This window comes from Kitasatospora sp. NPDC002040 (assembly GCF_040296785.1).
In the GTDB taxonomy this organism is placed as follows: Bacteria; Actinomycetota; Actinomycetes; order Streptomycetales; family Streptomycetaceae; genus Kitasatospora.
The window spans coordinates 205,792-227,154 of record NZ_JBEOXV010000003.1 but is presented as its reverse complement, the minus strand read 5'-3'; the positions used below and the strand labels follow the sequence as shown (position 1 = coordinate 227,154).

Annotated in this window: 20 protein-coding genes; 11 read left to right on the top strand and 9 right to left on the bottom strand. The window is 72.4% G+C overall.

Annotated elements, in window-relative coordinates; translation table 11 throughout:
• The first annotated feature begins 32 nt into the window (after window positions 1–32).
• Window positions 33–1,376, top strand: a complete 1,344-nt coding sequence (locus tag ABT118_RS11310; RefSeq protein ID WP_350659372.1) for an APC family permease — start codon at window positions 33–35, stop codon at window positions 1,374–1,376.
• A 7-nt stretch (window positions 1,377–1,383) separates the two neighbouring features.
• On the opposite strand, the gene ABT118_RS11305 is transcribed toward ABT118_RS11310, so the two are convergent.
• Window positions 1,384–2,691: a TerD family protein gene (locus ABT118_RS11305; protein WP_350659354.1), complete on the bottom strand. Its 1,308-nt coding sequence runs from the start codon at window positions 2,689–2,691 to the stop codon at window positions 1,384–1,386.
• A 99-nt stretch (window positions 2,692–2,790) separates the two neighbouring features.
• Here ABT118_RS11305 and xseA point away from each other — a divergent pair, with 99 nt between their 5' ends.
• A complete protein-coding gene (gene xseA / locus ABT118_RS11300) occupies window positions 2,791–4,002 on the top strand; it encodes an exodeoxyribonuclease VII large subunit (RefSeq protein ID WP_350659337.1) in 1,212 nt (403 codons plus the stop codon).
• Window positions 4,003–4,031: 29 nt separating this feature from the next.
• On the opposite strand, the gene ABT118_RS11295 is transcribed toward xseA, so the two are convergent.
• Window positions 4,032–4,523: a GNAT family N-acetyltransferase gene (locus ABT118_RS11295; protein WP_350659318.1), complete on the bottom strand. Its 492-nt coding sequence runs from the start codon at window positions 4,521–4,523 to the stop codon at window positions 4,032–4,034.
• 71 nt (window positions 4,524–4,594) lie between these two features.
• Here ABT118_RS11295 and ABT118_RS11290 point away from each other — a divergent pair, with 71 nt between their 5' ends.
• Together ABT118_RS11290 and ABT118_RS11285 are read left to right on the top strand one after the other, a co-directional pair.
• Window positions 4,595–4,834, top strand: coding sequence for an exodeoxyribonuclease VII small subunit (locus tag ABT118_RS11290; RefSeq protein ID WP_350659296.1), 240 nt, complete (start codon window positions 4,595–4,597; stop codon window positions 4,832–4,834).
• 138 nt (window positions 4,835–4,972) lie between these two features.
• Window positions 4,973–5,566, top strand: a complete 594-nt coding sequence (locus ABT118_RS11285) for a malonic semialdehyde reductase (RefSeq protein ID WP_350659277.1) — start codon at window positions 4,973–4,975, stop codon at window positions 5,564–5,566.
• A 78-nt stretch (window positions 5,567–5,644) separates the two neighbouring features.
• On the opposite strand, the gene ABT118_RS11280 is transcribed toward ABT118_RS11285, so the two are convergent.
• Window positions 5,645–6,148 carry a DUF4245 domain-containing protein gene (locus ABT118_RS11280; RefSeq protein WP_350659266.1) on the bottom strand — a complete coding sequence of 168 codons (504 nt, stop codon included), beginning with the start codon at window positions 6,146–6,148 and terminating at the stop codon, window positions 5,645–5,647.
• A 231-nt stretch (window positions 6,149–6,379) separates the two neighbouring features.
• On the opposite strand from ABT118_RS11280, the gene glpX reads away from it, so the two are divergent.
• Window positions 6,380–7,417 carry a class II fructose-bisphosphatase gene (gene glpX, locus ABT118_RS11275; RefSeq protein WP_350659257.1) on the top strand — a complete coding sequence of 346 codons (1,038 nt, stop codon included), beginning with the start codon at window positions 6,380–6,382 and terminating at the stop codon, window positions 7,415–7,417.
• Between the two features lie 55 nt (window positions 7,418–7,472).
• On the opposite strand, the gene ABT118_RS11270 is transcribed toward glpX, so the two are convergent.
• Both ABT118_RS11270 and ABT118_RS11265 read right to left on the bottom strand, forming a co-directional pair.
• A complete protein-coding gene (locus tag ABT118_RS11270) occupies window positions 7,473–7,859 on the bottom strand; it encodes a WhiB family transcriptional regulator (RefSeq protein WP_350659237.1) in 387 nt (128 codons plus the stop codon).
• 250 nt (window positions 7,860–8,109) lie between these two features.
• Entirely contained in the window at window positions 8,110–8,790 is a 681-nt protein-coding gene (locus ABT118_RS11265) for a DUF1707 domain-containing protein (protein WP_350665059.1), read from the bottom strand.
• Window positions 8,791–9,003: 213 nt separating this feature from the next.
• Here ABT118_RS11265 and ABT118_RS11260 point away from each other — a divergent pair, with 213 nt between their 5' ends.
• Entirely contained in the window at window positions 9,004–10,671 is a 1,668-nt protein-coding gene (locus ABT118_RS11260; protein ID WP_350659226.1) for a fumarate hydratase, read from the top strand.
• 61 nt (window positions 10,672–10,732) lie between these two features.
• On the opposite strand, the gene ABT118_RS11255 is transcribed toward ABT118_RS11260, so the two are convergent.
• Window positions 10,733–10,960: a hypothetical protein gene (locus ABT118_RS11255; RefSeq protein WP_350659207.1), complete on the bottom strand. Its 228-nt coding sequence runs from the start codon at window positions 10,958–10,960 to the stop codon at window positions 10,733–10,735.
• A gap of 182 nt (window positions 10,961–11,142) precedes the next feature.
• Here ABT118_RS11255 and ABT118_RS11250 point away from each other — a divergent pair, with 182 nt between their 5' ends.
• From ABT118_RS11250 to ABT118_RS11240, 3 genes are all read left to right on the top strand, one after another.
• Complete coding sequence (locus ABT118_RS11250; RefSeq protein ID WP_350659201.1) at window positions 11,143–14,106, top strand: AfsR/SARP family transcriptional regulator; 2,964 nt, start codon at window positions 11,143–11,145, stop codon at window positions 14,104–14,106.
• Window positions 14,107–14,691: 585 nt separating this feature from the next.
• On the top strand, window positions 14,692–15,342 hold the full coding sequence (locus tag ABT118_RS11245) for a class I SAM-dependent methyltransferase (protein ID WP_350665048.1): 651 nt from the start codon (window positions 14,692–14,694) through the stop codon (window positions 15,340–15,342).
• Between the two features lie 56 nt (window positions 15,343–15,398).
• The gene (locus ABT118_RS11240; RefSeq protein ID WP_350659188.1) at window positions 15,399–17,255 is read left to right on the top strand and encodes a SpoIIE family protein phosphatase; all 1,857 of its coding nucleotides are present in this window, start codon (window positions 15,399–15,401) and stop codon (window positions 17,253–17,255) included.
• Here the strand turns inward: ABT118_RS11240 and ABT118_RS11235 are convergent.
• From ABT118_RS11235 to ABT118_RS11225, 3 genes are all read right to left on the bottom strand, one after another.
• Window positions 17,227–17,952 (bottom strand): HNH endonuclease, encoded by a 726-nt coding sequence (locus ABT118_RS11235; protein ID WP_350659180.1) that lies wholly within the window; start codon window positions 17,950–17,952, stop codon window positions 17,227–17,229. The genes ABT118_RS11240 and ABT118_RS11235 overlap by 29 nt on opposite strands.
• Window positions 17,949–19,040: an AAA family ATPase gene (locus tag ABT118_RS11230; protein ID WP_350659158.1), complete on the bottom strand. Its 1,092-nt coding sequence runs from the start codon at window positions 19,038–19,040 to the stop codon at window positions 17,949–17,951. Before ABT118_RS11230 ends, ABT118_RS11235 begins: the two co-directional genes overlap by 4 nt.
• A gap of 114 nt (window positions 19,041–19,154) precedes the next feature.
• Window positions 19,155–20,093 carry a LysR substrate-binding domain-containing protein gene (locus ABT118_RS11225; protein ID WP_350659147.1) on the bottom strand — a complete coding sequence of 313 codons (939 nt, stop codon included), beginning with the start codon at window positions 20,091–20,093 and terminating at the stop codon, window positions 19,155–19,157.
• 130 nt (window positions 20,094–20,223) lie between these two features.
• Between ABT118_RS11225 and ABT118_RS11220 the strand changes: the two genes are divergently transcribed.
• Window positions 20,224–20,775, top strand: a complete 552-nt coding sequence (locus tag ABT118_RS11220; RefSeq protein WP_350659135.1) for a peroxiredoxin — start codon at window positions 20,224–20,226, stop codon at window positions 20,773–20,775.
• 3 nt (window positions 20,776–20,778) lie between these two features.
• A complete protein-coding gene (locus ABT118_RS11215) occupies window positions 20,779–21,315 on the top strand; it encodes an alkyl hydroperoxide reductase (protein ID WP_350659117.1) in 537 nt (178 codons plus the stop codon).
• Window positions 21,316–21,363: the final 48 nt, after the last annotated feature.

Below are 21,363 nucleotides of genomic sequence, written 5' to 3'. Positions count from 1 at the left end.
ATAGAACCGGACGGAAGTGCTCAAATCTGAGCATGGCTGAGCAGAGTGGAGCACCCGGCGCCCTGCGCCGGAGCCTGGGCGTACGCGATCTGATGGTCTACGGGCTGCTGTTCATCGCCCCGATGGCACCGGTCGGCGTGTTCGGCGTACTGGACGCCAAGAGCCACGGCGCGGTCGCCGCGGTCTACCTGGCGGCCACCGTCGCGATGGGGTTCACCGCCTACAGCTACGCCCAGATGGTGCGCGCGGTGCCGCAGACCGGCTCGGTGTTCGCCTACGCCCGGGCCGGGCTGGGCGAGAACTGGGGGTTCGTGGCCGGCTGGATGGCGATGCTGGACTACCTGCTGATCCCGGCGGTGGCCTACCTGTTCTCCGGCATCGCGCTCAACTCCCTGGTCCCGGACGTCTCCCGCTGGGTCTGGACCGCGCTGGCCGTCCTGGTCACCACCGGCCTCAACCTGCTCGGGGTCAGGACGGCGGCGGCGGTCGGCTTCGCGGTGCTGGCGCTGGAGATCGTGGTGCTGGCCGTCTTCACGGTCTCGGCCGTGGTGGTGCTGGTCCGGGACGGCGCGCAGCGGGACTGGCTCTCGCCGCTCACCGGGGTCGGCGGCTTCTCGCTGACGGCGGTGATGGCCGCGGTCTCGGTGGCGGTGCTCTCCTACCTGGGCTTCGACGCGATCGCCTCGTTCGTCGAGGAGGCGGTCGGCGCCTCGGCCGCGGTGGCCCGGGCGGTGCTCTGGTGCCTGGCCCTGGCCGGGGTGCTGTTCGTCGGGCAGACCTACCTGGCCGCGCTGCTCACCCCGGTGACGCCGCAGCAGCTGGCCGCCGACCCGGCCGCGCAGGGTTCGGCCTTCTACGACACCGTCGACGCCTCGATCGGGCACTGGCTGCAGACCCTGGTGGCGGTCAGCAAGGCGATCGGGGCGGCCTTCGCGGCCCTGGCCGGGCAGGCCGCGGCCGGGCGGCTGCTGTTCGCGATGGCCCGCGAGGCCCGGCTGCCCCGGGCGCTCGCCGTGGTGGACGCCCGGACGGCGGTGCCCCGGCGGGCCCTGCTGGCCGCCGCCGTGGTCACCCTGGTGGCGGCGGTCTGGGCGGCCGGCCGGGACGACGGGCTCGACCAGCTGACCTCGGTGGTGAACGTCGGCGCACTGAGCGCGTTCGGGCTGCTGCACGCCTCGGTGATCGGCTGGTACACCGTCAAGGGCGACTCCCGGGACTGGTTCCGGCACCTGCTGGTCCCGCTGCTCGGCATGGCGGTGATCGGCTGGGTGCTGGTCGAGGCCTCCACCGCCGCCCAGTGGGTCGGCGCGGCCTGGCTGGCCGTCGGACTGCTGGTGCTGGTGCTGCAGAGCCCGGCCGTCCGGCGCGGGCGCTGAGCCGCCGTCACTTCCGCCCGGCGCTCCAGCTCAGGCCCCAGCCGTACGCCTCGTCGATCTGCTGGTGGTTGGACCGGCCCTCGACCTGCTGGAAGTAGCGGCCCTCGCGGTTGACCACCAGCCCGCTGCCGTCGTTCTCCAGCAGCGCGACCACGCAGCTGGTGGCCGGGAAGTCGCAGCCGTCCAGTGGCAGTTCGACCGGAGCACCGGTGGCGGGGTAGAGCGTGGCCAGCCCGTTCAGGCCGGTGAGCGGGCGGTTGTCGAAGGCGAAGGCGAACACCACCAGGCGCTGGATCAGGTCGGCGTGGTCCAGGTTGATCCAGAGGTCCTCGCCGGTGGTCACCGAACCGGTCCGGTCGTCGTTGGCGAGCTGGATGAACGGCGCCTCGTGCAGCGAGCCGAACCGCTGGCCGACCGCCTGCACGATCCCGGCGCTGCCGTCCCGCAGCTGCCAGAGGCAGGCCAGGTCCAGGTCGCGGCCCGGCTGCCCGGCCTGGGTGGCCGCCTGCATCTTCTTGGCCAGCCAGCCGCCGACACCCGAACCCGACTGCTGCTTCTGCGGCTGGCCGCCCACCGGCGTCCAGTTGAGGTTGACCCGGAGCAGGCCGCCGACCGCGCCGTGCTTGCGCAGCGACAGGCGCGGGGCCTCCTTGGTCAGCGTGATCTTGGTGAAGCTCGGCGGCGCAGCGGCGGGCGGGGCGGCCGGCGGGGCGGGAGCGGCCATCGGGGCGGGCGGCGCGGGCGGCACGGGAGGCGCAGGCATGGTGGCAGGAGCAGCAGCGGGCGCCGGCTCCGAGTCCACCTGGATGCCGTAGTCGGTGGCGAGACCGGCCAGGCCGGAGGCGTACCCCTGCCCCACCGCGCGGAACTTCCAGCCGCCACCCCGCCGGTACAGCTCGCCGAGCACGAAGGCCGTCTCGGTGTCCGCCCCGGTGTCCTCGAACCGGACCAGCTCCGCACCGGAGGCCGCGTCCAGCAGCCGCAGGTACAGGCCGGGCAGTGCGCCGAAGCGGCCGCCGTCGCTGGAGGCGGCCAGCACGACCGTCTCCACCGCCGCGTCGAGCCCGGCCAGACGGACCGTCAGGCCGTCCACCACCGCGCCGGGGGTCTGGCGCTTCCCGTTGTGGCGGACGGCGCCGGAGGCGTCCTGCGGCTGGTTGTAGAAGACGAAGTCGGCGTCCGAGCGGACCCGGCCGCCCGCGAGCAGCAAGGCCGAGGCGTCCGCGTCCGGTACACCGGGGCCGGTCGTCCAGCCCAGCTCGACCACGACCTCGGCCGCCGTCACCGGCACGTTCGCACCCTTGGAAATCACCATCAGCCCGCTGCTCCCCGAAATTGACGCCTGATCGCCCCACAGTACGACCGGGTGCAGGTTTGAGGGAGCGTGTCGGCCTGCGGGGTTAGCCTCGGTGTCATGGCCAACAGCAGCTCACCCGAGGCACCGGTCCCGGTCGGCAAGGTTTCCGCGCTCATCGGCGGCTGGGTGGACCGGCTCGGGGCGGTCTGGGTGGAGGGGCAGATCACCCAGCTCAGCCGCCGGCCGGGGGCCGGGGTGGTGTTCCTGACGCTGCGTGACCCGGACCGCGACGTCTCACTGACCGTCACCTGCTTCCGGCAGGTCTTCGACCAGGTCGCCGACGACGTCCAGGAGGGCTCCCGGGTGCTGGTCTTCGCCAAGCCCGAGTGGTACGTCGCCCGGGGCACGCTCTCGCTCCGGGCCACCGAGATCCGCCTGGTCGGGCTGGGCGAGCTGCTCGCCCGGCTGGAGCACCTGAAGCGGAAGCTGGCCGCCGAGGGCCTGTTCGCCCCGGAGCGCAAGCAGCGGCTGCCGTTCCTGCCGCACTGCGTCGGCCTGGTCACCGGCCGGGGCTCGGCCGCCGAGCGGGACGTGCTGGAGAACGCCAGGCGCCGCTGGCCGGCCGTCCGGTTCGAGGTCAGGAACGTACCGGTGCAGGGCAACGGCGCGGTGGCCCAGGTGACGGCCGCGGTCCGGGAGCTGGACGAGCACCCCGAGGTGGACGTGATCATCGTGGCCCGGGGCGGCGGCAGCGTGGAGGACCTGCTGCCGTTCTCCGACGAGACCCTGCTCCGCGCGGTCGCCGCCGCCCGGACGCCGGTGGTCAGCGCGATCGGGCACGAGCCGGACCAGCCGCTGCTGGACTTCGTCGCCGACCTGCGGGCCTCCACGCCGACCGATGCCGCCAAGCGCGTGGTGCCCGACGTCGGCGAGGAGCTGACCCGGGTGCACCAGCTGCGGGACCGCGCCCGGCGGCACATCACCCACCGGGTGGAGCGGGAGCAGGCGGGTCTGGCCGGGCTGCGCAGCCGACCGGTGCTGGCCGCCCCGCACCGGCTGGTGGACGGCCCGGCCGCGCAGGTCGAGGCGCTGCTGGAGCGGTCCCGGCGGGTGCTCGGCCACCGGCTGGACGCGGCCGGGTCGGACCTCGGGCACACCCTGGCCCGGGTGGTCGCGCTCTCGCCGCTGGCCACGCTGGAGCGGGGGTACGCGGTGCTGCAGCGGGGTGACGGCCACGTGGTGACCGACCCGGCGGTGCTGACGCCCGGTGAGACCCTGCACGCGCGGGTCGCCGCCGGTTCCTTCGAGGTGACGGCCGCCCAGGACTGAGGCCGCCCGGGGCCAGGGCCACCCGAGCGTCAGCCGCCGGGCAGCAGCCGCTGCCGGGACAGCGGCACGGAGTGCTCGTGGAAGCCGAGACTGCGGTAGAGCGCCTCGCCGCCCTCGGTGGCGTGCAGGTCGACCCGGGTCACCCGGCGGGCGTCGAACCAGGCGAGCAGCGCCTCGGTGCAGGCCCGGGCGTGGCCGCGCCGGCGGTGGGCCGGATCGGTGCAGATGTTGAAGACGAAGCCGAACAGGCCGTCGGGGTGCCCGGGCGCGGGCAGCCGCCGCTCCAGCGTCCCGACCGCGCAGGCGGCCAGCCGGCCCGGCTCGGCCGGATCGTCCAGTACGAAGGCGGCCATGGTGCGGCGGTCGGCCGGGACGGCCAGCCGCTCCCGCAGCTCCAGCTCGGCGGTCCGCCGCCACGGGCCGGGGTCGGCCCGCCCCGACATCGCCTCGAACATCAGGCCGCGCAGCCGGACCAGCTCGGCGGCGTCCTCGGGAGTGGCGGGTCTCACCTGGGTGCTCATGCCGCCGAGGGTAGCCAGCACCGGCGCCCGGACACACCCGAATTGTCCGCCGCAGCGCCTACCCTGACGGCATGACAGAGCAGCAGGGGAATAGCGCGGACGACGGCCTCGGTTACGAGCAGGCGCGGGACGCGTTGCTCGACGTGGTCCGGCAGCTGGAGGCGGGCGGCGTCCCGCTGGAGGAGTCACTGGCCCTCTGGGAGCGCGGCGAGCAGCTGGCCAAGGTCTGCCAGCGCTGGCTGGACGGCGCCCGGGCCCGGCTGGACGCGGCCCTGGCCGCCGAGGACGGGGCGGCGGAGGCCGGGGAGTAAACGGGTAGCCCGGTATGTGAGGTGGCTCACGGTCCAGTTGCGGAATAGTTTAAGTTTCACCTACTGTTGGAGCGTACTGAACGGCGCGCAAACCGCTGCTCCGTGACGCTCACGCATATCCCGTAGAGGTGGACCGTAATGACCCTGGCTCTCGACACTGCCGCTCAGGACCTGCTCTTCCGTGAGGCCCGCACCGCCAACACCTTCACCGACGAGCCGGTCAGCGACGAGCAGGTCCAGGCCATCTACGACCTGGTCAAGTTCGCGCCGACCGCCTTCAACCAGCAGCCGCTGCGCGTCATCCTGGTCCGCTCCACCGAGGGCCGCGAGCGCCTGGTGAAGCACCTCGCCGACGGCAACAAGGCCAAGACCGCCACCGCCCCGCTGGTCGCCATCCTGGCTGCGGACAACGAGTTCCACGAGGAGCTGCCGCGGCTGTTCCCGCACTTCCCGGCCGCCAAGGACGTCTTCTTCTCCGAGCGTCCGACCCGTGAGGGCTCGGCCGCGCTCAACGCCGCCCTGCAGGCCGGCTACTTCATCATCGGCGTCCGCGCCGCCGGCCTGGCCGCCGGCCCGATGACCGGCTTCGACGCCGAGGGCCTGAACAAGGAGTTCTTCGCCGACGGCGAGCACTCGGTGGTGGCCGTGGTCAACATCGGCAAGCCGGGCGACGAGGCCTGGTTCCCGCGCTCCCCGCGCCTGGAGTACGACGAGGTCGTCACCACCGTCTGACGGTGACCCCGCAGCAGCACGAAGCCCCCGGCCGCACGGCCGGGGGCTTCGTCGTGTTCGTCCTGCTCGGCGGACCGGCTACTTCAGCGACTGGGCGAACTCGGTGAGCTCCTCCCAGTCGGCGGTGCCGGTGACCACCGTGGTGCCGGTGCCGCTCGAGACCACCAGGCCCCGGTACGACTTGCCCTGGTAGCGCTGCCACTCCTGGCCGCCGATCGTCGCGGTGCCGGCCGGCTGGGCGCCCTCCACCGCGAAGGCCACCGCCTTGTCCTGCGGCTCGGTGCTCTGCTCGATCGCCGCGTACTGGCCGGCCGGGGTCAGGAACCCCAGGTGCCAGGCCTTCGGCCGCTTCTTGTCCTTGTCGTACTCGACCGAGGTGGGCTTCCACTTCTCGGACAGGCCCTGCGGGGCCAGCAGCGGGTACGGCGCCGCGCGCTTCGCCGATGCCGCCGACGAGCGGTAGTCGACCGCCTTGATGCCCGAGCCCTCCGAGTGCGGGATGAACAGGTACCCGACGAAGACCACGCCACCGATCGCCAGCATCGACAGGACCATGTCCCGTACCGTCTGCCGACCCCTCATGCTGCTGTTCCCTGCCATTCCCTCATGGTGGACCATCCCCGTTCCGGCCCGGGTCACCGGGGTCCTCCCGGAGGGGTGAATCCGGCCGGTCGTGGCCGGAGCCCGAGGTCAGCCGGGGGTGCGCCACAGACAGTCATCCGGTGGACAGATACGATCGCAGGACCCTCATCACGGCGTTCGACCTGGCAGTTGTCGGGCGCTCTGGCCGTCGCGTACAGAGAGGTATCGACGATGACCGCCCAGCACAGCAACTTCCCCAGCTCCCTGATCGTGGCCCCGGAGGCCCCCGATCGGAACCTCGCCCTCGAACTCGTCCGGGTCACCGAGGCCGCCGCCATGGCGGCCGGCCGGTGGGTCGGCCGGGGTGACAAGAACGGCGCCGACGGCGCGGCCGTGAAGGCCATGCGCACCCTCGTCTCCACCGTGTCGATGAACGGCGTGGTCGTCATCGGCGAGGGCGAGAAGGACGAAGCCCCGATGCTCTACAACGGCGAGCGGGTCGGCGACGGCACCGGTGCCGAGTGCGACGTCGCGGTCGACCCGGTCGACGGCACCACGCTGACCGCCAAGGGCATGGCCAACGCCGTCGCGGTGCTGGCCGTCGCCGACCGCGGCACCATGTTCGACCCGAGCGCGGTCTTCTACATGGACAAGCTGGTCTGCGGCCCCGAGGCCGCCGACTACGTCGACATCACCGCCCCCGCGGCCGTGAACATCCGCCGGGTCGCCAAGGCCAAGGGCAGCTCGGTCGAGGACGTCACCGTGATGGTGCTCGACCGGCCGCGCCACGACGGCCTGGTCCGGGAGATCCGCGAGGCGGGCGCCCGGATCAAGTTCATCTCCGACGGCGACGTGGCGGGCGCGATCATGACCGCCCGCGCGGGCACCGGCGTCGACCTGCTGATGGGCATCGGCGGCACGCCGGAGGGCATCATCGCGGCCTGCGCGATGAAGTGCATGGGCGGCGTGATCCAGGGCCGGCTGTGGCCGAAGGACGACGCCGAGCGGCAGAAGGCGCTGGACGCCGGGCACGACCTGGACCGGGTGCTCACCACCGACGACCTGGTCAGCGGCGAGAACGTGTTCTTCGTCGCCACCGGCATCACCGACGGCGAGCTGCTCCGCGGCGTGCACTACCGCCAGGCGACCGCCACCACCAGCTCGCTGGTGATGCGCTCCAAGAGCGGCACCATCCGGGAGATCCACTCCACCCACAAGCTCTCCAAGCTGCGGGCGTACAGCGCGATCGACTTCGACCGGGCCAACTGAGCCCGGCCGCACGTGTGTGACCGGGTCGGCGTACGCCGGGCCCGGTCACGTACCGTCAGCCCGCTATCCGGCGGGCGGCCGGTATCCGCAGCTCGGACTCCCGGCGGCGGCGCCGGGCCAGCACCACCCGGCGCTCGGCCGCGGTGAGGCCGCCCCAGACGCCGTACGGCTCCGGCTGGGCGAGCGCGTGCTCGCGGCACTCCAGCAGCACCGGGCAGCCGGCGCACACCTGCTTGGCGTGCTCCTCCCGGGAGAGCCGGGCCGCGGTGGGCTCCTTGGACGGGGCGAAGAACAGCCCGGCTTCGTCCCGGCGGCAGGCGGCCCCGGTGTGCCAGGGACTGTCGTCCCGTTGGTCGAGCCGCTGCGCCGCCACCGGTGCGGTGGTACTGCGGGCCGCCGGTTGGGTGGCGACACGGGCGCTGGACTCGATCGGATGCAGCACGGCTTACTCCTGACGAGGCTCAAGAGGACTCAGGGGAAGCTCCCTGCCCGGCTGCCCCGTGACCGACCCCACCCGCGGCGTCCGTCGGTCTCAACCGCCCCCGGGGTCACAGCCGTACAAGAAACGATGTGCGTGGGAACTACCCCACCGCCGCCGGGTTCATGCACACCGCATGCACCTGACTACACCCTGCACTCGTCCCAGGACCGGGTGCCCGCCGGGAAGTTGACGCCCCGTGAGCCCTCCGGCGTCAGCCGTCGAGCTGCTTGCGCACCCAGTCCTTGAGCTTCTTGCCCCGGCGCGGCCTCGCCTCGCAGCCGCCGAAGACCGCCGCACCCTTGACCCGGACCACCGGGGCGTACGGATCGGCCGAGGTCTGCTCCTTGACGTCGAAGCCGCCGAAGATCCCCACCCCGCTGCCGTGCAGCGAGACGTTCTCCGGCACCTTGATGTCGACCCCGCCGAAGACCGCCCACACCTCGATCTCCACCTCGGGCGACTCGAACACGGCGTCGGTGAGGTCGATCTCCACCCCGCCGAACACCGCCACCGCGCGCAGCTGCGAGCCCACCCGCCAGCGGCCCTTGCGGCTGGCGCCGCCGAAGACCGCCACCATGGTCGGCGCCTCGCTCCGGGCCGGGGCCTGCGGGACCGGCTGGGCCCGCGGGGCCGGCTTCTCGGTGGAGATCGGCCGGTGCGCGGGCAGGTCCCTGGTCAGCGGCACCAACTCGCCCAGCGTGCGGGCGTTGTAGGCCGCTTCGATCCGCTCGGAGTGCTCCTCGACGGTGAGCCGGCCCTCGGCGTACGCGTCCCGCAGCAGCTCGGCGATCCGCTCCCGGTCGGCGTCCGAGGCGCGCAGCTCGGCCTCGGCCACCGGGGCGGTGTCGAGCGGCTTCTTGGTCAGGTCCGGCACGGGCCCGGACTCGGTCATGGCTACGGGCGGCTGGCCCGGCTGATCGTCCTGCGACGGCGAGTTGTCCACGGCGCCAGCCTAGCCACCGGACCCCCTGCCGAACGAGAGTTCGGCGACAGTCGGCGTGACCCCGGTCACGCAGGTTCACCTGCGCGCACCGGGCGTCCGGGCGGGACCTAGTCTTGAAGGTGCTTCGTCGACGCAGCCGGAATCAGTTAAGGACCTCCACGCATGGCTCCCACGCCAGAGTTCGCCTACTCCGACCTCCTCCCCCTCGGTCCGGACACCACCCCGTACCGCAAGCTGACCTCCGAGGGCGTCAGTGTCATCGAGGCGGGCGGCCGCCGCTTCCTCCAGGTCGAGCCCGAGGCCCTGCGGCTGCTCACCGCCGAGGCGATGCACGACATCTCGCACTACCTCCGCCCCGCGCACCTGGCCCAGCTCCGCCGGATCCTGGACGACCCGGAGGCCAGCCCGAACGACCGCTTCGTCGCGCTGGACCTGCTGAAGAACGTCAACATCTCGGCCGGCGGCATCCTGCCGATGTGCCAGGACACCGGCACCGCGATCGTGATGGGCAAGCGCGGCCAGAACGTGCTGACCGAGGGCCGGGACGAGGCCGCCATCGCGCGCGGCGTGTACGACGCGTACACCAAGCTCAACCTGCGGTACTCGCAGATGGCCCCGGTCACCATGTGGGACGAGAAGAACACCGGCTCCAACCTCCCGGCCCAGATCGAGCTGTACGCGACCGACGGCGACGCGTACAAGTTCCTGTTCATGGCCAAGGGCGGCGGCAGCGCCAACAAGTCGTACCTCTACCAGGAGACCAAGGCCATCCTGAACGAGGACTCGATGCTCAACTTCCTTGAGCAGAAGATCCGTTCACTCGGCACCGCGGCCTGCCCGCCGTACCACCTGGCGATCGTGGTCGGCGGCACCAGCGCCGAGTTCGCGCTGAAGACCGCCAAGTACGCCTCGGCGCACTACCTGGACGAGCTGCCCACCAGCGGCGACGCGGCCACCGGGCACGGCTTCCGCGACCTGGAGCTGGAGGCCAAGGTCACCGAGCTGACCCAGAAGATCGGCATCGGCGCCCAGTTCGGCGGCAAGTACTTCTGCCACGACGTCCGGGTGATCCGGCTGCCCCGCCACGGCGCCTCGCTGCCGGTCGCGATGGCCGTCTCCTGCTCGGCCGACCGGCAGGCGCTGGGCAAGATCACCGCGGACGGCGTCTTCCTGGAGCAGCTGGAGACCGACCCGGCGAAGTACCTGCCGGACACCACGGACGAGCACCTCGACGACGACGTGGTGCGGATCGACCTGAACCAGCCGATGTCCGAGATCCGCGCCGAGCTCGCCAAGTACCCGGTGAAGACCCGGCTTTCGCTCACCGGCACGCTGGTGGTGGCGCGCGACATCGCGCACGCGAAGATCAAGGAGCGGCTGGACGCGGGCGAGGGCATGCCCCAGTACCTGAAGGACCACCCGGTCTACTACGCCGGCCCGGCCAAGACCCCGGAGGGCTTCGCCTCGGGTTCGTTCGGCCCCACCACGGCCGGGCGGATGGACAGTTACGTCGACCAGTTCCAGGCCGCGGGCGGCTCGATGGTGATGCTCGCCAAGGGCAACCGGTCGAAGCAGGTCACCAAGGCGTGCGCCGAGCACGGCGGCTTCTACCTCGGCTCGATCGGCGGACCGGCGGCGCGGCTGGCGCAGGACTGCATCCGCAAGGTCGAGGTGCTGGAGTACGCCGAGCTCGGCATGGAGGCGGTCTGGCGGATCGAGGTCGAGGACTTCCCGGCCTTCATCGTGGTCGACGACAAGGGCAACGACTTCTTCGCCGAGGTCACCGACGGCCCGCTGATCACCAGCCTGCGGGTGCGGTCGGCGGAGTAACCGTCAGAAATGCCGGATGCCCCCGGGATCACCCGGGGGCACTCGGTGGGGACACCTGCTGCTACGGGCGGTTGGTGACCACGCCGAGGGGCTCGTAGTCCCCGTCCTTCTTCGGCTCCTCGACCGGCGGGACAGCCCCGGTCGCCGACTCGTCGGTGGCCAGGCCGTCGAGGACCTCGAGAAGCTGTGCCTCCGGGTCCACGGTGGTGGGGGTCTGCTCGACAGGTGCGACCTCGGCCACCGGCTGGGTCTCGGCCGGGGTCTCGGTGGTGGTCTCGGTGTCGGCCATGACGCCGCCTTTCGGGTAATGAGATTTTGTGTCAGCCCGGACGGACGGGTCAGGGCGCAGGCCCAGTATCGTAGGCCCCACTAAATGTCTTATAAACACCACGGGGCCCGTCTGCTTCTCCAACGTTTGCCGGCTTCCTCATAAGCTGGCGCCTCATCTTGGCCATCATCGGGGGATCTCTCATGGAGCTACAGGGGCAACACCCACTGCGCTTCCAGGTGCTCGGCCCCGTGCAGGCGTGGCGCGGAGAGCAGCAGCTCGCACTCGGCTCACCACAGCAACAGGCCGTCCTGATCGCACTACTGCTCAACCGCGGCCGCCCGGTCACCACCCAGGACCTGGTGGACGGCCTGTGGGGAGACCGCCCCCCACCGCAGGCGGTGGCCGCGCTGCGCACGTACGTCTCCCGGCTACGCGCATTGATCGAGCCCAACCGTGAAACACGTGCCCCCGCCGAACTCCTGGTCTCGGTGAGTGACGGGTACGCGCTGCGGATCCCGTCGGAGTCGCTCGACCTCTCGGTCTTCGAGCGCGAGTTCGCCAGCGCGGCGACGGCCAAGGCGAGCGGTGACTACCACGAGACCCACCGGCTGCTGACCTCCGCGCTCTCGCTCTGGAGCGGGCGCCCGCTGGCCGGCATTCCCGGCCCGCACGCCGACGCCTACCGGGTCCGGCTGGCGGAGCGTCAGATCACGGCCGGGGAGGAGCGCTGCGCGGCGGCGCTCGAGATCGGTCTGCACGCCGAGACGGTGACCGAGCTGAGCTCGCTCTCGGCGGAACACCCGCTGCGCGAGCAGTTGCGCGAACTCCTGATGCTCGCGCTCTACCGCTGCGGCCGACAGGCCGAGGCCCTCGGCGTCTACTCCGACACCCGGAAGCTGCTGATCGAGGAGCTCGGGGTCGAGCCCGGTGCCGGACTGGCCGCCATGCACTCCCGGATCCTGGCCGCCGATCCGACCCTGATGCCCGCTCCGACCTCCTCCAGGGCGAGCACCCCTGAGGAGGCGGCAGCCTTCGTTCCGCCCGCTCAACTCCCGGCCGACGTCTCGGATTTCAGCGGCCGAACCGAGCTGGTGACCGAATTGCGCGACGTGCTGCGCAGCGGATCCGGCCAAGCTGTGGTGGTCACCTCGCTGGCCGGCATCGGAGGCGTCGGCAAGACCACCCTGGCGGTGCATCTGGCCCACAGCATCCGCGCCGAGTTCCCGGACGGGCAGCTGTACGTCGATCTTCGGGGGCCGAGCGCCTCTCCGGCCGATCCGGCGGTCGTCCTGGGCGACTTCCTGTACGCGCTCGGCGCGCCGGAGACACCGGACACCCTGGAACAGCGCGCCGCGCTCTACCGCTCGCTGCTGGCGGACCGCCGGATGCTCATCCTGCTGGACAACGCCAAGGACGCTCGGCAGTTGCTCCCGCTGATCCCCGGTGTCTCGGGCAGCGCGGTGCTGATCACCAGCCGCTCCCGGCTCGCCGAGTTGCCCGGCGCGCACCTGGTCGACGTCGAGGAGCTGACACCGGAGGAGGCGCTCACGCTGTTCTCGGCAATCGTCGGCGAGCAGCGGGTCGCCGCCGAACCCGAGGCGGCCCTGGCCGTGGTGACGGCCTGTGGGTTCCTGCCGCTCGCGGTCCGGATCGCCGCCGCCCGGCTGGCCAGTCGTCCGCGCTGGAGCGTCTCGGACCTCGCGCGGCGCTTAGCGGACCAGCGGCGGCGGCTGCACGAACTGCAACTCGGCAACCTGGCCGTGGAGACCACCATCGGTCTCGGCTACGGCCAGCTCTCGGCCGACGAGGCCCGGGCCTTCCGGCTGTTCTCACTGATCGACTCGCCGGACCTGCCGCTCGACGCGGCGGCCGCCCTGCTCGGCACCACCGAGGAGCGGGCCGAAGCGCTGGCCGAAGCGCTGGTCGAGGCCAACATGCTGGAGTGCTTCACTCCCGGCCGCTACCGCTATCACGACCTGCTCAGGCTCTTCGCGCAGCGGCAGAACGAGAAGCTCAAGGACACCGACGGGCAACGAACCTCCCTGCTGCGGCTGTTGGACCAGCTGCTGGCCAGCATGCGGAACGCGGCCCGGGCGATCGAGCCGGACGACGTGCTGCTCGAAACCATGCACCAGCCGGTCGCCACCGGGCTGACGCTGCCGGACAGCACGGCCGCCGGCAGCTGGCTGCGGTCCGAGGTCGCCGTGCTCCTCAGCAGCATCGAGGCCGCCGTCCAGGAGCCGCTGGAGCTGCTCCGGCCTGCCGTCGACCTGCTCATCATGCTGAACAGCCTGGTCGAGGACCCGACCCATGGTCAGCGCATCCGGGTCGCGCTGCACACCGCCGACGTCAACGCCCGGCCCCATGCGGACTCGGCGGCGCTGGCCCGGATCGGATTCGCCCTGGGCTTCCTCCAGCACATGTCCGGGGAGTACCAGAACGCGGAGGTCGTGCTCCGGCAGAGCCTGGAACTGCTCAGCCCGGACGACCGGACCCTGCGTCTCTCGGTGGCCAACCTGCTGGCGATCGTGCTCAGTCTCTCGGACCGGTCGGCCGAAGCCCTCCCGTTCTTCGAGCAGGCCCACTCGATCAGCCTCAGTCTCGACACCGCCGTGAGTCAGGCCCGCCTGCTCGGCAACATCGCCCGGTCCCACCTCGACCTCGGCCAGCACGAACCCGCCGTGCGGTCCGCCCGGGAGGCGGTGGCTGCCGCCCGGATCTCGGGCAACGTCCCCTGCCTGGCCGACACGCTGTACCAACTCGGCGTCGTCCTGAGGTCCACCGGTCTCCCCGGGGAGGCTGCCACCCAGTTGCGCGAAGCCCACCGGCTCTACCAGTCGCAGCAGCACCGCCTCTGGGAGGGCTACTCCCTCGCCCGGCTCGCGCCCTGCCTGCTCGCCGACGGCCAGTACGCCGAAGCGGCCGAAGCGGCCGACGAGTCGCTGGCCATCGCGCAGGAGCTGGATGCCGCCTACTGCCAGGGCCTCGCCAACGCGGCGCTCGGTGAGGCGCTCCTGAAGCTTGGTCAGCCGGCGCGTGGGCTGGCCTGTCTCCAGGAGGCGCTCGCCGTGTTCACGCGGCTCGGTGTGCCCGAGGTCCTCCCCGTGCAGGACCTCATAGAGCAGCAACAGCACACCGAGCCCGCCGCACCCCCCGCGCCGTAACCCGTCCCCCGACAGGTACCCCCTCGGCGCGTCGGCGCCCCCGCAGCCCCCCGGCTGCGGCGGCGCCTCGACGCTTCCCCGGCGCTGGTCACTACTGTGGCAGCCGCCGATTGACATCCGATAAACGCCGGAACGGCGGGCATCGGTGCAGCTCAGCGCGGGCCACCCCGGCGCGCCACGCGGCGCGGGGCGCGGTTCCGCACCACCCCCGGCCGCCCCGGAATGCTCCCGCCATCCCGGCCAAATTCATCCCAACAACCACGAGTTGGCCTGAAAAGGACCCTACGGTCGGTTGATCGCGCCTATTCTCGGAGGCCAGCGACGTATTGACGGCGCGCCGGCAAGTGGAGCGGAGCAACAGGCAGGGCAGCGGCGCAGCACAGAGTGACGCGGGAGCGTGACGGACCGTCACGCACGGTGGACGGCGCCGACAGGAGGCAGCCCGGTCACCGGCGGGTGGCGGCCAGGGTGGAAAGGTGCCTCTCAATCGTGACGACCGGACAGATATCCGATCCCGCCCAGGGCCACGGGCCCTCCCACGCCGACCACGAGTGCCGCCGCCGCACCGAGCGCGCGCTCCAGGCGGTGGCCTTCGACACCATCGGCGCCCGCTACCTGGAGGCGTTTCCGGACAAGGCCGGCCAACTGGCCTGCGGCGAATGGCTGCTCACCGCGCTGGAGCCGGGCGCCCAGGTGCTGGACGTCGGCTGCGGCACGGGTGATCCGACCGCCCGCCAGCTCACCGACGGCGGCCTGCGGGTGACCGCGATCGACCTCTCGGACGGCATGCTGCAGCTCGCCCGGCAGACCGTGCCGACCGCCGAGCACCACCGGATCGACATGTACGACCTGGCCACCGAGCGTGCCGTACGGGCCTGGGGCGTACCGGAGTTGGGGCCCGCAGCGGTCGGCCGGTACGCCGCCGCGACGGCGTTCTTCTCGCTGATCCTGCTGCCGCAGGCCGAGATCCCGGAGGTGCTCGGGCGGATCCGGGCGCTGCTCCGGCCTGGCGGGCTGCTCGCGCTCGGGATGGTCGAGGCGGACCTCGACGACACGCCGCTGCCCTTCCTCGGCCGCGAGATAAGAATCAGCGGCTATCTGCGCGAGGAGCTGGAGCTGATCCTGCACCGGGCCGGATTCGCGGTCGAGGCGCACTCCGGCCACCCGTACGCACCCGCGAGCACCGCCCTGCCCCCGGAGGAGCAGCTGTTCCTCCGCTGTCGACGGGTCGACTGACGGCTCCTCGGTCCCCCCGGCCCGTCCCCTCCGCAGAACTCGCAGAACGGCAGCCCGTGCGCGACCTTCCCGAGCCCCGTACGGGGCAGCTTCCCGCCGTCCCGCCCCAGCGCCGTCCGCCGCCGCTGCCGGGCGGGCGCGCCCGTACGGCCGAGCGGCTGGCGTACCTGGACGGCGCCACCCGGCGGATCAACAGCTCGCTCGACCTGGCCGCCACCCTGCGCAACCTCGGCAAGGTGCTGGTCCCGGCGCTGGCCGACGCCGCCGTGGTGCACCTGCGCGAGCCGCTGCCCGACATCGAGCGGGACCCGGGCAGCCCGACCGCGCTGACCATCCAGCACCGGCACGGCACCCGGCTCGGCCGCCGGGCCAGGACCCAGCGGCTGCGGCCCGGCGGCCCGGTGGCCCGGGCGCTCAACCAGCAGTTCCCGACCGGCCCGGTGGTCCTCGGGACGCCGTCCGCCGCCCGGCTCCGCCCGCTGTTGGAAGAGCTCTACGGCGCCCGCACGCTCGGCCGGCTGGCCACCGGGACGGCGCTGCTGGCGCTGCCGCTGCGCGGCCGCAAGGCGGTGCTCGGCCTGCTGCTGCTGATCCGGCGCCCCGGCAAGAGCGGCCAGGCCGCCCCCGCGCACACCCCGTTCGGCGACGCCCGGCACACCGAGGACGCCTTCGCCCTGACCTCCGCCTACGACGCCGCGATGGCCTTCGACGCCACCGACACCGCCACCGCCGCCCACCTGGCCACCCAGGCCGGTCTCGCCGTGGACACCGCGCTGCGCTACTCCCGCGAGTGGGAGATCGCCGACGAGCTCCAGCGCAGCATGCTGCCCACCCACCTCCCGCAGCGGCACGGCGTCCGGCTGGCGCACCGCTACCTGCCGTGCGAGCGCGGCGCCCAGGTCGGCGGCGACTGGTACGACTCGGTCCCGCTGCCCGGCAACCGGGTCGCCCTGATCGTCGGCGACGTGATGGGGCACTCGCTCACCTCGGCCGCCATCATGGGCCAGCTCCGCACCAGTGCGCAGACCCTGGCCGCGCTCGACCTGCCCCCGCACGAGGTGCTCTACCACCTCGACGAGCAGGCCCAGCGCCTGGGCCGGGAGCAGCACTTGGCCACCTGCGTGTACGCCGTCTACGACCCGATCGCGAACCGGGTGGTGCTCGCCAACGCCGGCCACGTACCGCCGGTGCTGATCAGCCCGGACGGACGGGCCGAGCTGCTGGAGCTGCCGCCCGGCGCCCCGATCGGGGTCGGCGGGGTGGACTTCACCTCGGTGGAGCTGCCCGCGCCGCCGGGATCGGCCCTGCTGCTGTTCACCGACGGGCTGGTGGAGTCCCGGCGGCGCTCCCTCACCACCGGCCTGGAGCTGCTCCGCACCCGGCTGGGCGGCACCCGTCCGCACTCCCCCGAGCACCTCTGCACCGAGGCCCTGCGGATCCTGCCGCCCGGCGACCGCGCCGACGACGTCGCCCTGCTGGCCGCCGCCTTCGACGGCATCCCGGCCGAGGACGTGGCGTACTGGTACCTCCAGCCGCGGCACGAGACCCCCGGGCGGGCCCGGCGGCTGGTCGGCCACGCGCTCCGCCGGTGGGGCCTGGAGACGCTGGCGGAGAACACCGAGCTGATGGTCAGTGAGCTGGTCACCAACGCGATCCAGCACGCCACCCGGCCGGTGACGCTGCGGCTGGTGCGCACCTCGGTGCTCCGCTGCGAGGTCGGCGACGACAGCGCGCTGCTCCCCCGCGCCCGCCGGGCCCGCCCCGACGACGAGCGGGGCCGGGGGCTGCAGATAGTGGCCCGGTGCGCTGAGCGCTGGGGCGCCACCCGGCTCGGAGCGGGGAAGGTGGTCTGGTTCGAGCAGCGGCTGCCCCCGGGCGACCGGCTCAACCCGCAGGCGCCGCCAGCGCGGTGAGTGCCGCCAGCGCCTCGGTGCCGAGCACCGCCTCGGCCAGCGGGGGGTTGTCCGCCAGCCGGTACACCGCGCGGACCACGTCGGCCTGCCAGAGCAGGTCGACCGCGTCGGCGATCTCGGCCGCCGTGGCGTGGTCGCCGGTGGCGGTGCGGGTGTGCCAGTCCCGGAGCAGCGCCTTGACCACGGTGAACGCCAGCCGGCGCCCGCGCACCAGCTCGGCCCGGGAGTTGAGGGCGAAGACGTCGATGGTGGCGTGCCCCTTGGCGGTCAGCCCCTGGTAGGAGCCGGACTCCAGGTAGAGCAGCAGGTGGTCGGCCGGGTCCTCGGTGGCCGGGTCTATCAGCAGCGCGGCCCCGCTGACCGGGTCGAGCGGGAAGCGGTCGCGCTTCTGGTTGGAGTTGCAGTAGGCGCAGGCCAGCAGGTGGTTGTGCCAGTCGAAGGTGCGCAGCGGCGCCCGGGCGATCGGCTCGAAGTGGTCGATGTCGGTGCCCAGGTTGTCGCCGCAGTACATGCAGCGCAGCAGCCCGGGCGTCATCCGGTGCAGCAGGGTGCGCAGCCTGGCCTTCGGCTCGCGGGCCGTCCGCCAGGCCGCCCGGCCGGTCGCGGTGGTCGGCCCGGCCCGCCGGATCGCCTCCGTCCGCCGGGTCAGCTCGGCCTCCAACTGCTCGGTCAGCGGCGGCCGTTGCAGCGGGATCATCGCCCACCGCCCAGTCTGTCCCTGGCCTCGTCCACCCGGGCCGCCAGCGAGGCGTTCAGCCGGGCGCCCAGCTCCCGGTACTCGGCCACCTCGGCGCTGGAGGCGTGGCCGGCGTACAGCTTGCGCTCCAGCGCGATCAGCAGCCGCCGCTCGGCCTCGGCCTGCGGCGAGTAGACGCTCGGCAGCCCGAACAGCTCGGTCAGCGCGGCGTCGTCCCCGCTGCCGTAGACGATCCGCTGGTGCAGGTCCTCGTCCAGCACGTACGGGGCCGACTCCTCGCCGGGGCCGGGCAGTCGGACCAGCCCGCCCGGGTCGGCCGACTGGCAGACGTAGGGGCTGTGGGTGCTGACGATGAACTGCAGGTGGGGGAAGTGCCCGACCAGCCACTCGCCCAGCCGCTGCTGCCAGTCCAGGTGCAGGTGGGCCTCGGCCTCGTCGATCAGCACCACTCCGGGCACCGGTACGCACGGCGGCGCCCCGTCGATCACCAACTCCTGCTCCGGGTGGGCCTGGTGGACTCTGGCCAGCAGGTCGAGCACCAGCCCGACACCGGCGGCCAGGCCGCCGCCGAGCGGGAACTCCGCTCCACCGCAGGCCACCTGGAGCCCGTCGCTGTCGATCCGGCCGATCCGGTACCCGGCCGGCAGCAGCCCGTCGTCCAGCAGCGCCCGCACCCCGGCGACCAGCTCGACCGCACCCGGCTGGCGCTCCAGCGCGAGCAGCTGCTGACCGACCAACCAGCCGACACCGTCCGCGGGTTCGCGCCGGGCGTCGTAACTGGCCCAGAAGCCGAGCACTCCGTTCCGCCGCCCGGTGACGCCCTCCTCGGTCCTGGTCACCCGCCAGTGCGCACCGTCCAGCCGGACCCCGCCCTCGTCCTCCCCCGGGGCCAGCCAGCCCTCGGGGTCGGTCTCGGCTCCGAGTGCGGCGGCCAGGGCGGCCAGCAGCGTGGTCTTGCCCGCGCCGTTCGGCCCGGCCAGCACCGTCCAGCCGGCGTGCGAACCGTCCGGCCGGGTCAGGTCGAGATCGACGTTCCTGCTTCCCCGGAAGCCGCGCAGGTTCTCCACTTCGAGCCTGGAGACGTACATACGCCCACCCCTCCCCGATCACTGCGGTCAGCCTAAAAAGTCATTACCCGTCACGACCCGGTCCTGACCGGCAACTCGCGGAGAACCTCGGGCGACGGGACGACGAACCGTGCATCACGGGACGATCCGCACCGGCAGCTCCACCAGCACCTCGCGCAGCGCGGCCGCGAACCGTTCGTACTCGGGGGTGCGGGCCGAGCCGGGACGGGTGGCCAGACCGATCCGGCGGCCCGGCGCCGGATCGGCGAACCGGACCGAGGCCAGCCGGTCGGTCCGGCCCGCCTCGACGTCCAGGGCGGTGGCCGGCAGCAGGGTGACCCCGAGCCCGCCGGCCACCAGCTGGACCAGGGTGGAGAGCCCGGCGGCCCGGGTGGAGCCGCTGGAGCCGTCGGCGCCGACCTCCCGGCAGAGGTCGAGCGCCTGGTCGCGCAGGCAGTGCCCCTCCTCCAGCAGCAGCACGTCCAGGTCGAGCAGCACGTCCCTGGGCACGTCGATCCGCCCGGCCAGCTCGTGCTCGGGCGGCGTGACCAGCACGAAGTCCTCGTCGAACAGCGGGATGTCCCTGGTCGGCGCGGATCCGCCGGAGGGCAGCGCGAGCAGCAGCACGTCCAGCCGTCCGGCGGCCAGCCCGTCCAGCAGCGCCGGCGTCCGCTCCTCGTGCACGTGCAGCTCGAGCTCGGGGTAACTGCTCCGGACCAGCCGGAGCACGGTCGGCAGCAGGTACGGCGCCACGGTCGGGATCACCCCGAGGTGCAGCGGCCCGGTGAACGGGCGGCGGGCCGCCTCGACCTCCTCGGTGAGGGCGTGCAGCGAGGAGAGCACCCGGCGCGCGTGTTCGGCGACCCGCTCCCCCAGGGGAGTGATGATGACCCGCCGCGTCGTACGCTCGACCAGCTGCGCCCCGAGCACCTCCTCCAGCGCGGCGACCGCACCGGAGAGCGCGGGCTGGCTGGTACCGCCCGCTGCGGCGGCCTCGCGGAAGTGCCGGTGCTCGGCGACCGCCAGGAAGGCCTTCAGCTGGGCGATGGTCGGGGTCCGGGGCTTCGGGTTCACGGTATTGATAACTCTCTCCGATCAGATGGATCGAGTCTAACGATTTCCGCTATCAGTTCCGGTGTGCGACTGTTGATGTTGTCCGCATACCGGACATTTTTCCTCAGATTCCAAGCCTGGAGAAGCGAACGTGCTGACGATCGGTGACAAGTTCCCGGAGTTCGAACTCAACGCCTGTGTGGACCTGGACGCCGCGAGCGCCTTCGCCGAGATCAACCACAAGTCCTACGAGGGCAAGTGGAAGATCGTCTTCTTCTGGCCGATGGACTTCACCTTCGTCTGCCCGACCGAGATCGCCGCGTTCGGCAAGCTGAACGAGGAGTTCGCCGACCGGGACGCCCAGATCCTCGGCGTCTCCGGCGACTCCGAGTTCGTGCACCACGCCTGGCGCAAGGACCACAAGGACCTGCGCGACCTGCCCTTCCCGATGCTCGCCGACGTCAAGCACGACCTGATGCGGGCCTGCGGCGTCGAGGGCGCGGACGGCACCGCCCAGCGCGCGGTCTTCATCGTCGACCCGAACAACGAGATCCAGTTCGTCATGGTGACCGCCGGCTCCGTCGGCCGTAACCCCAAGGAGGTCCTCCGGGTCCTCGACGCGCTGCAGACCGACGAGCTCTGCCCCTGCAACTGGACCAAGGGCGAGGACACCCTCGACGCCCAGACCCTGCTGGCGGGCTGACCCATGGCACTGGACGAGCTCAAGGCCGCCCTGCCGGACTACGCCAAGGACCTCAAGCTCAACCTGAGCGCGGTCATAGGCAACTCGGAGCTGCCGGCCCAGCAGCTCTGGGGCACCGTGCTCGCCTGCGCGATGGCGACCCGCTCGCCGGCCGTACTGCGCGAGCTGGAGCCCGTCGCCAAGGCCGAGCTGAGCCCGGAGGCGTACACCGCCGCCAAGGGCGCCGCCGCCATCATGGGCATGAACAACGTCTACTACCGGACCACCCACCTGCTCTCCGACAAGGAGTACAGCGGGATGCGGGCCGGTCTGCGGATGAACATCATCGGCACCCCGGGCGTGGAGAAGGCCGACTTCGAGCTGTGGTGCTTCGCGGTCTCCGCGATCAACGGCTGCGGCCAGTGCCTCGACTCGCACGAGGCCGTGCTCCGCAAGGCGGGCGTCGAGCGCGAGGTCATCCAGGCCTCCGTCAAGATCGCCGCCGTGGTGCAGGCCGTCGCGGCCACCCTCGACTCCGAGGCCGTGCTCGCCGCACTCTGACGCGGTATCGGTCGGTGACGACCCAAGGGCCCTGTTCGATCTGCGGAT

Bases quoted from the DNA above. Each gene is read 5' to 3' on its own strand.
- ABT118_RS11280 (WP_350659266.1), bottom strand. From the start codon at position 6,148: ATGAGGGGTCGGCAGACGGTACGGGACATGGTCCTGTCGATGCTGGCG.
- ABT118_RS11305 (WP_350659354.1), bottom strand. From the start codon at position 2,691: ATGGTGATTTCCAAGGGTGCGAACGTGCCGGTGACGGCGGCCGAGGTC.
- ABT118_RS11265 (WP_350665059.1), bottom strand. From the start codon at position 8,790: ATGACCGAGTCCGGGCCCGTGCCGGACCTGACCAAGAAGCCGCTCGAC.
- ABT118_RS11250 (WP_350659201.1), top strand. From the start codon at position 11,143: ATGGAGCTACAGGGGCAACACCCACTGCGCTTCCAGGTGCTCGGCCCC.
- ABT118_RS11235 (WP_350659180.1), bottom strand. From the start codon at position 17,952: ATGATCCCGCTGCAACGGCCGCCGCTGACCGAGCAGTTGGAGGCCGAG.
- ABT118_RS11230 (WP_350659158.1), bottom strand. From the start codon at position 19,040: ATGTACGTCTCCAGGCTCGAAGTGGAGAACCTGCGCGGCTTCCGGGGA.
- ABT118_RS11310 (WP_350659372.1), top strand. From the start codon at position 33: ATGGCTGAGCAGAGTGGAGCACCCGGCGCCCTGCGCCGGAGCCTGGGC.
- ABT118_RS11255 (WP_350659207.1), bottom strand. From the start codon at position 10,960: ATGGCCGACACCGAGACCACCACCGAGACCCCGGCCGAGACCCAGCCG.
- ABT118_RS11215 (WP_350659117.1), top strand. From the start codon at position 20,779: ATGGCACTGGACGAGCTCAAGGCCGCCCTGCCGGACTACGCCAAGGAC.
- ABT118_RS11290 (WP_350659296.1), top strand. From the start codon at position 4,595: ATGACAGAGCAGCAGGGGAATAGCGCGGACGACGGCCTCGGTTACGAG.
- ABT118_RS11295 (WP_350659318.1), bottom strand. From the start codon at position 4,523: ATGAGCACCCAGGTGAGACCCGCCACTCCCGAGGACGCCGCCGAGCTG.
- xseA (WP_350659337.1), top strand. From the start codon at position 2,791: ATGGCCAACAGCAGCTCACCCGAGGCACCGGTCCCGGTCGGCAAGGTT.
- ABT118_RS11285 (WP_350659277.1), top strand. From the start codon at position 4,973: ATGACCCTGGCTCTCGACACTGCCGCTCAGGACCTGCTCTTCCGTGAG.
- glpX (WP_350659257.1), top strand. From the start codon at position 6,380: ATGACCGCCCAGCACAGCAACTTCCCCAGCTCCCTGATCGTGGCCCCG.
- ABT118_RS11260 (WP_350659226.1), top strand. From the start codon at position 9,004: ATGGCTCCCACGCCAGAGTTCGCCTACTCCGACCTCCTCCCCCTCGGT.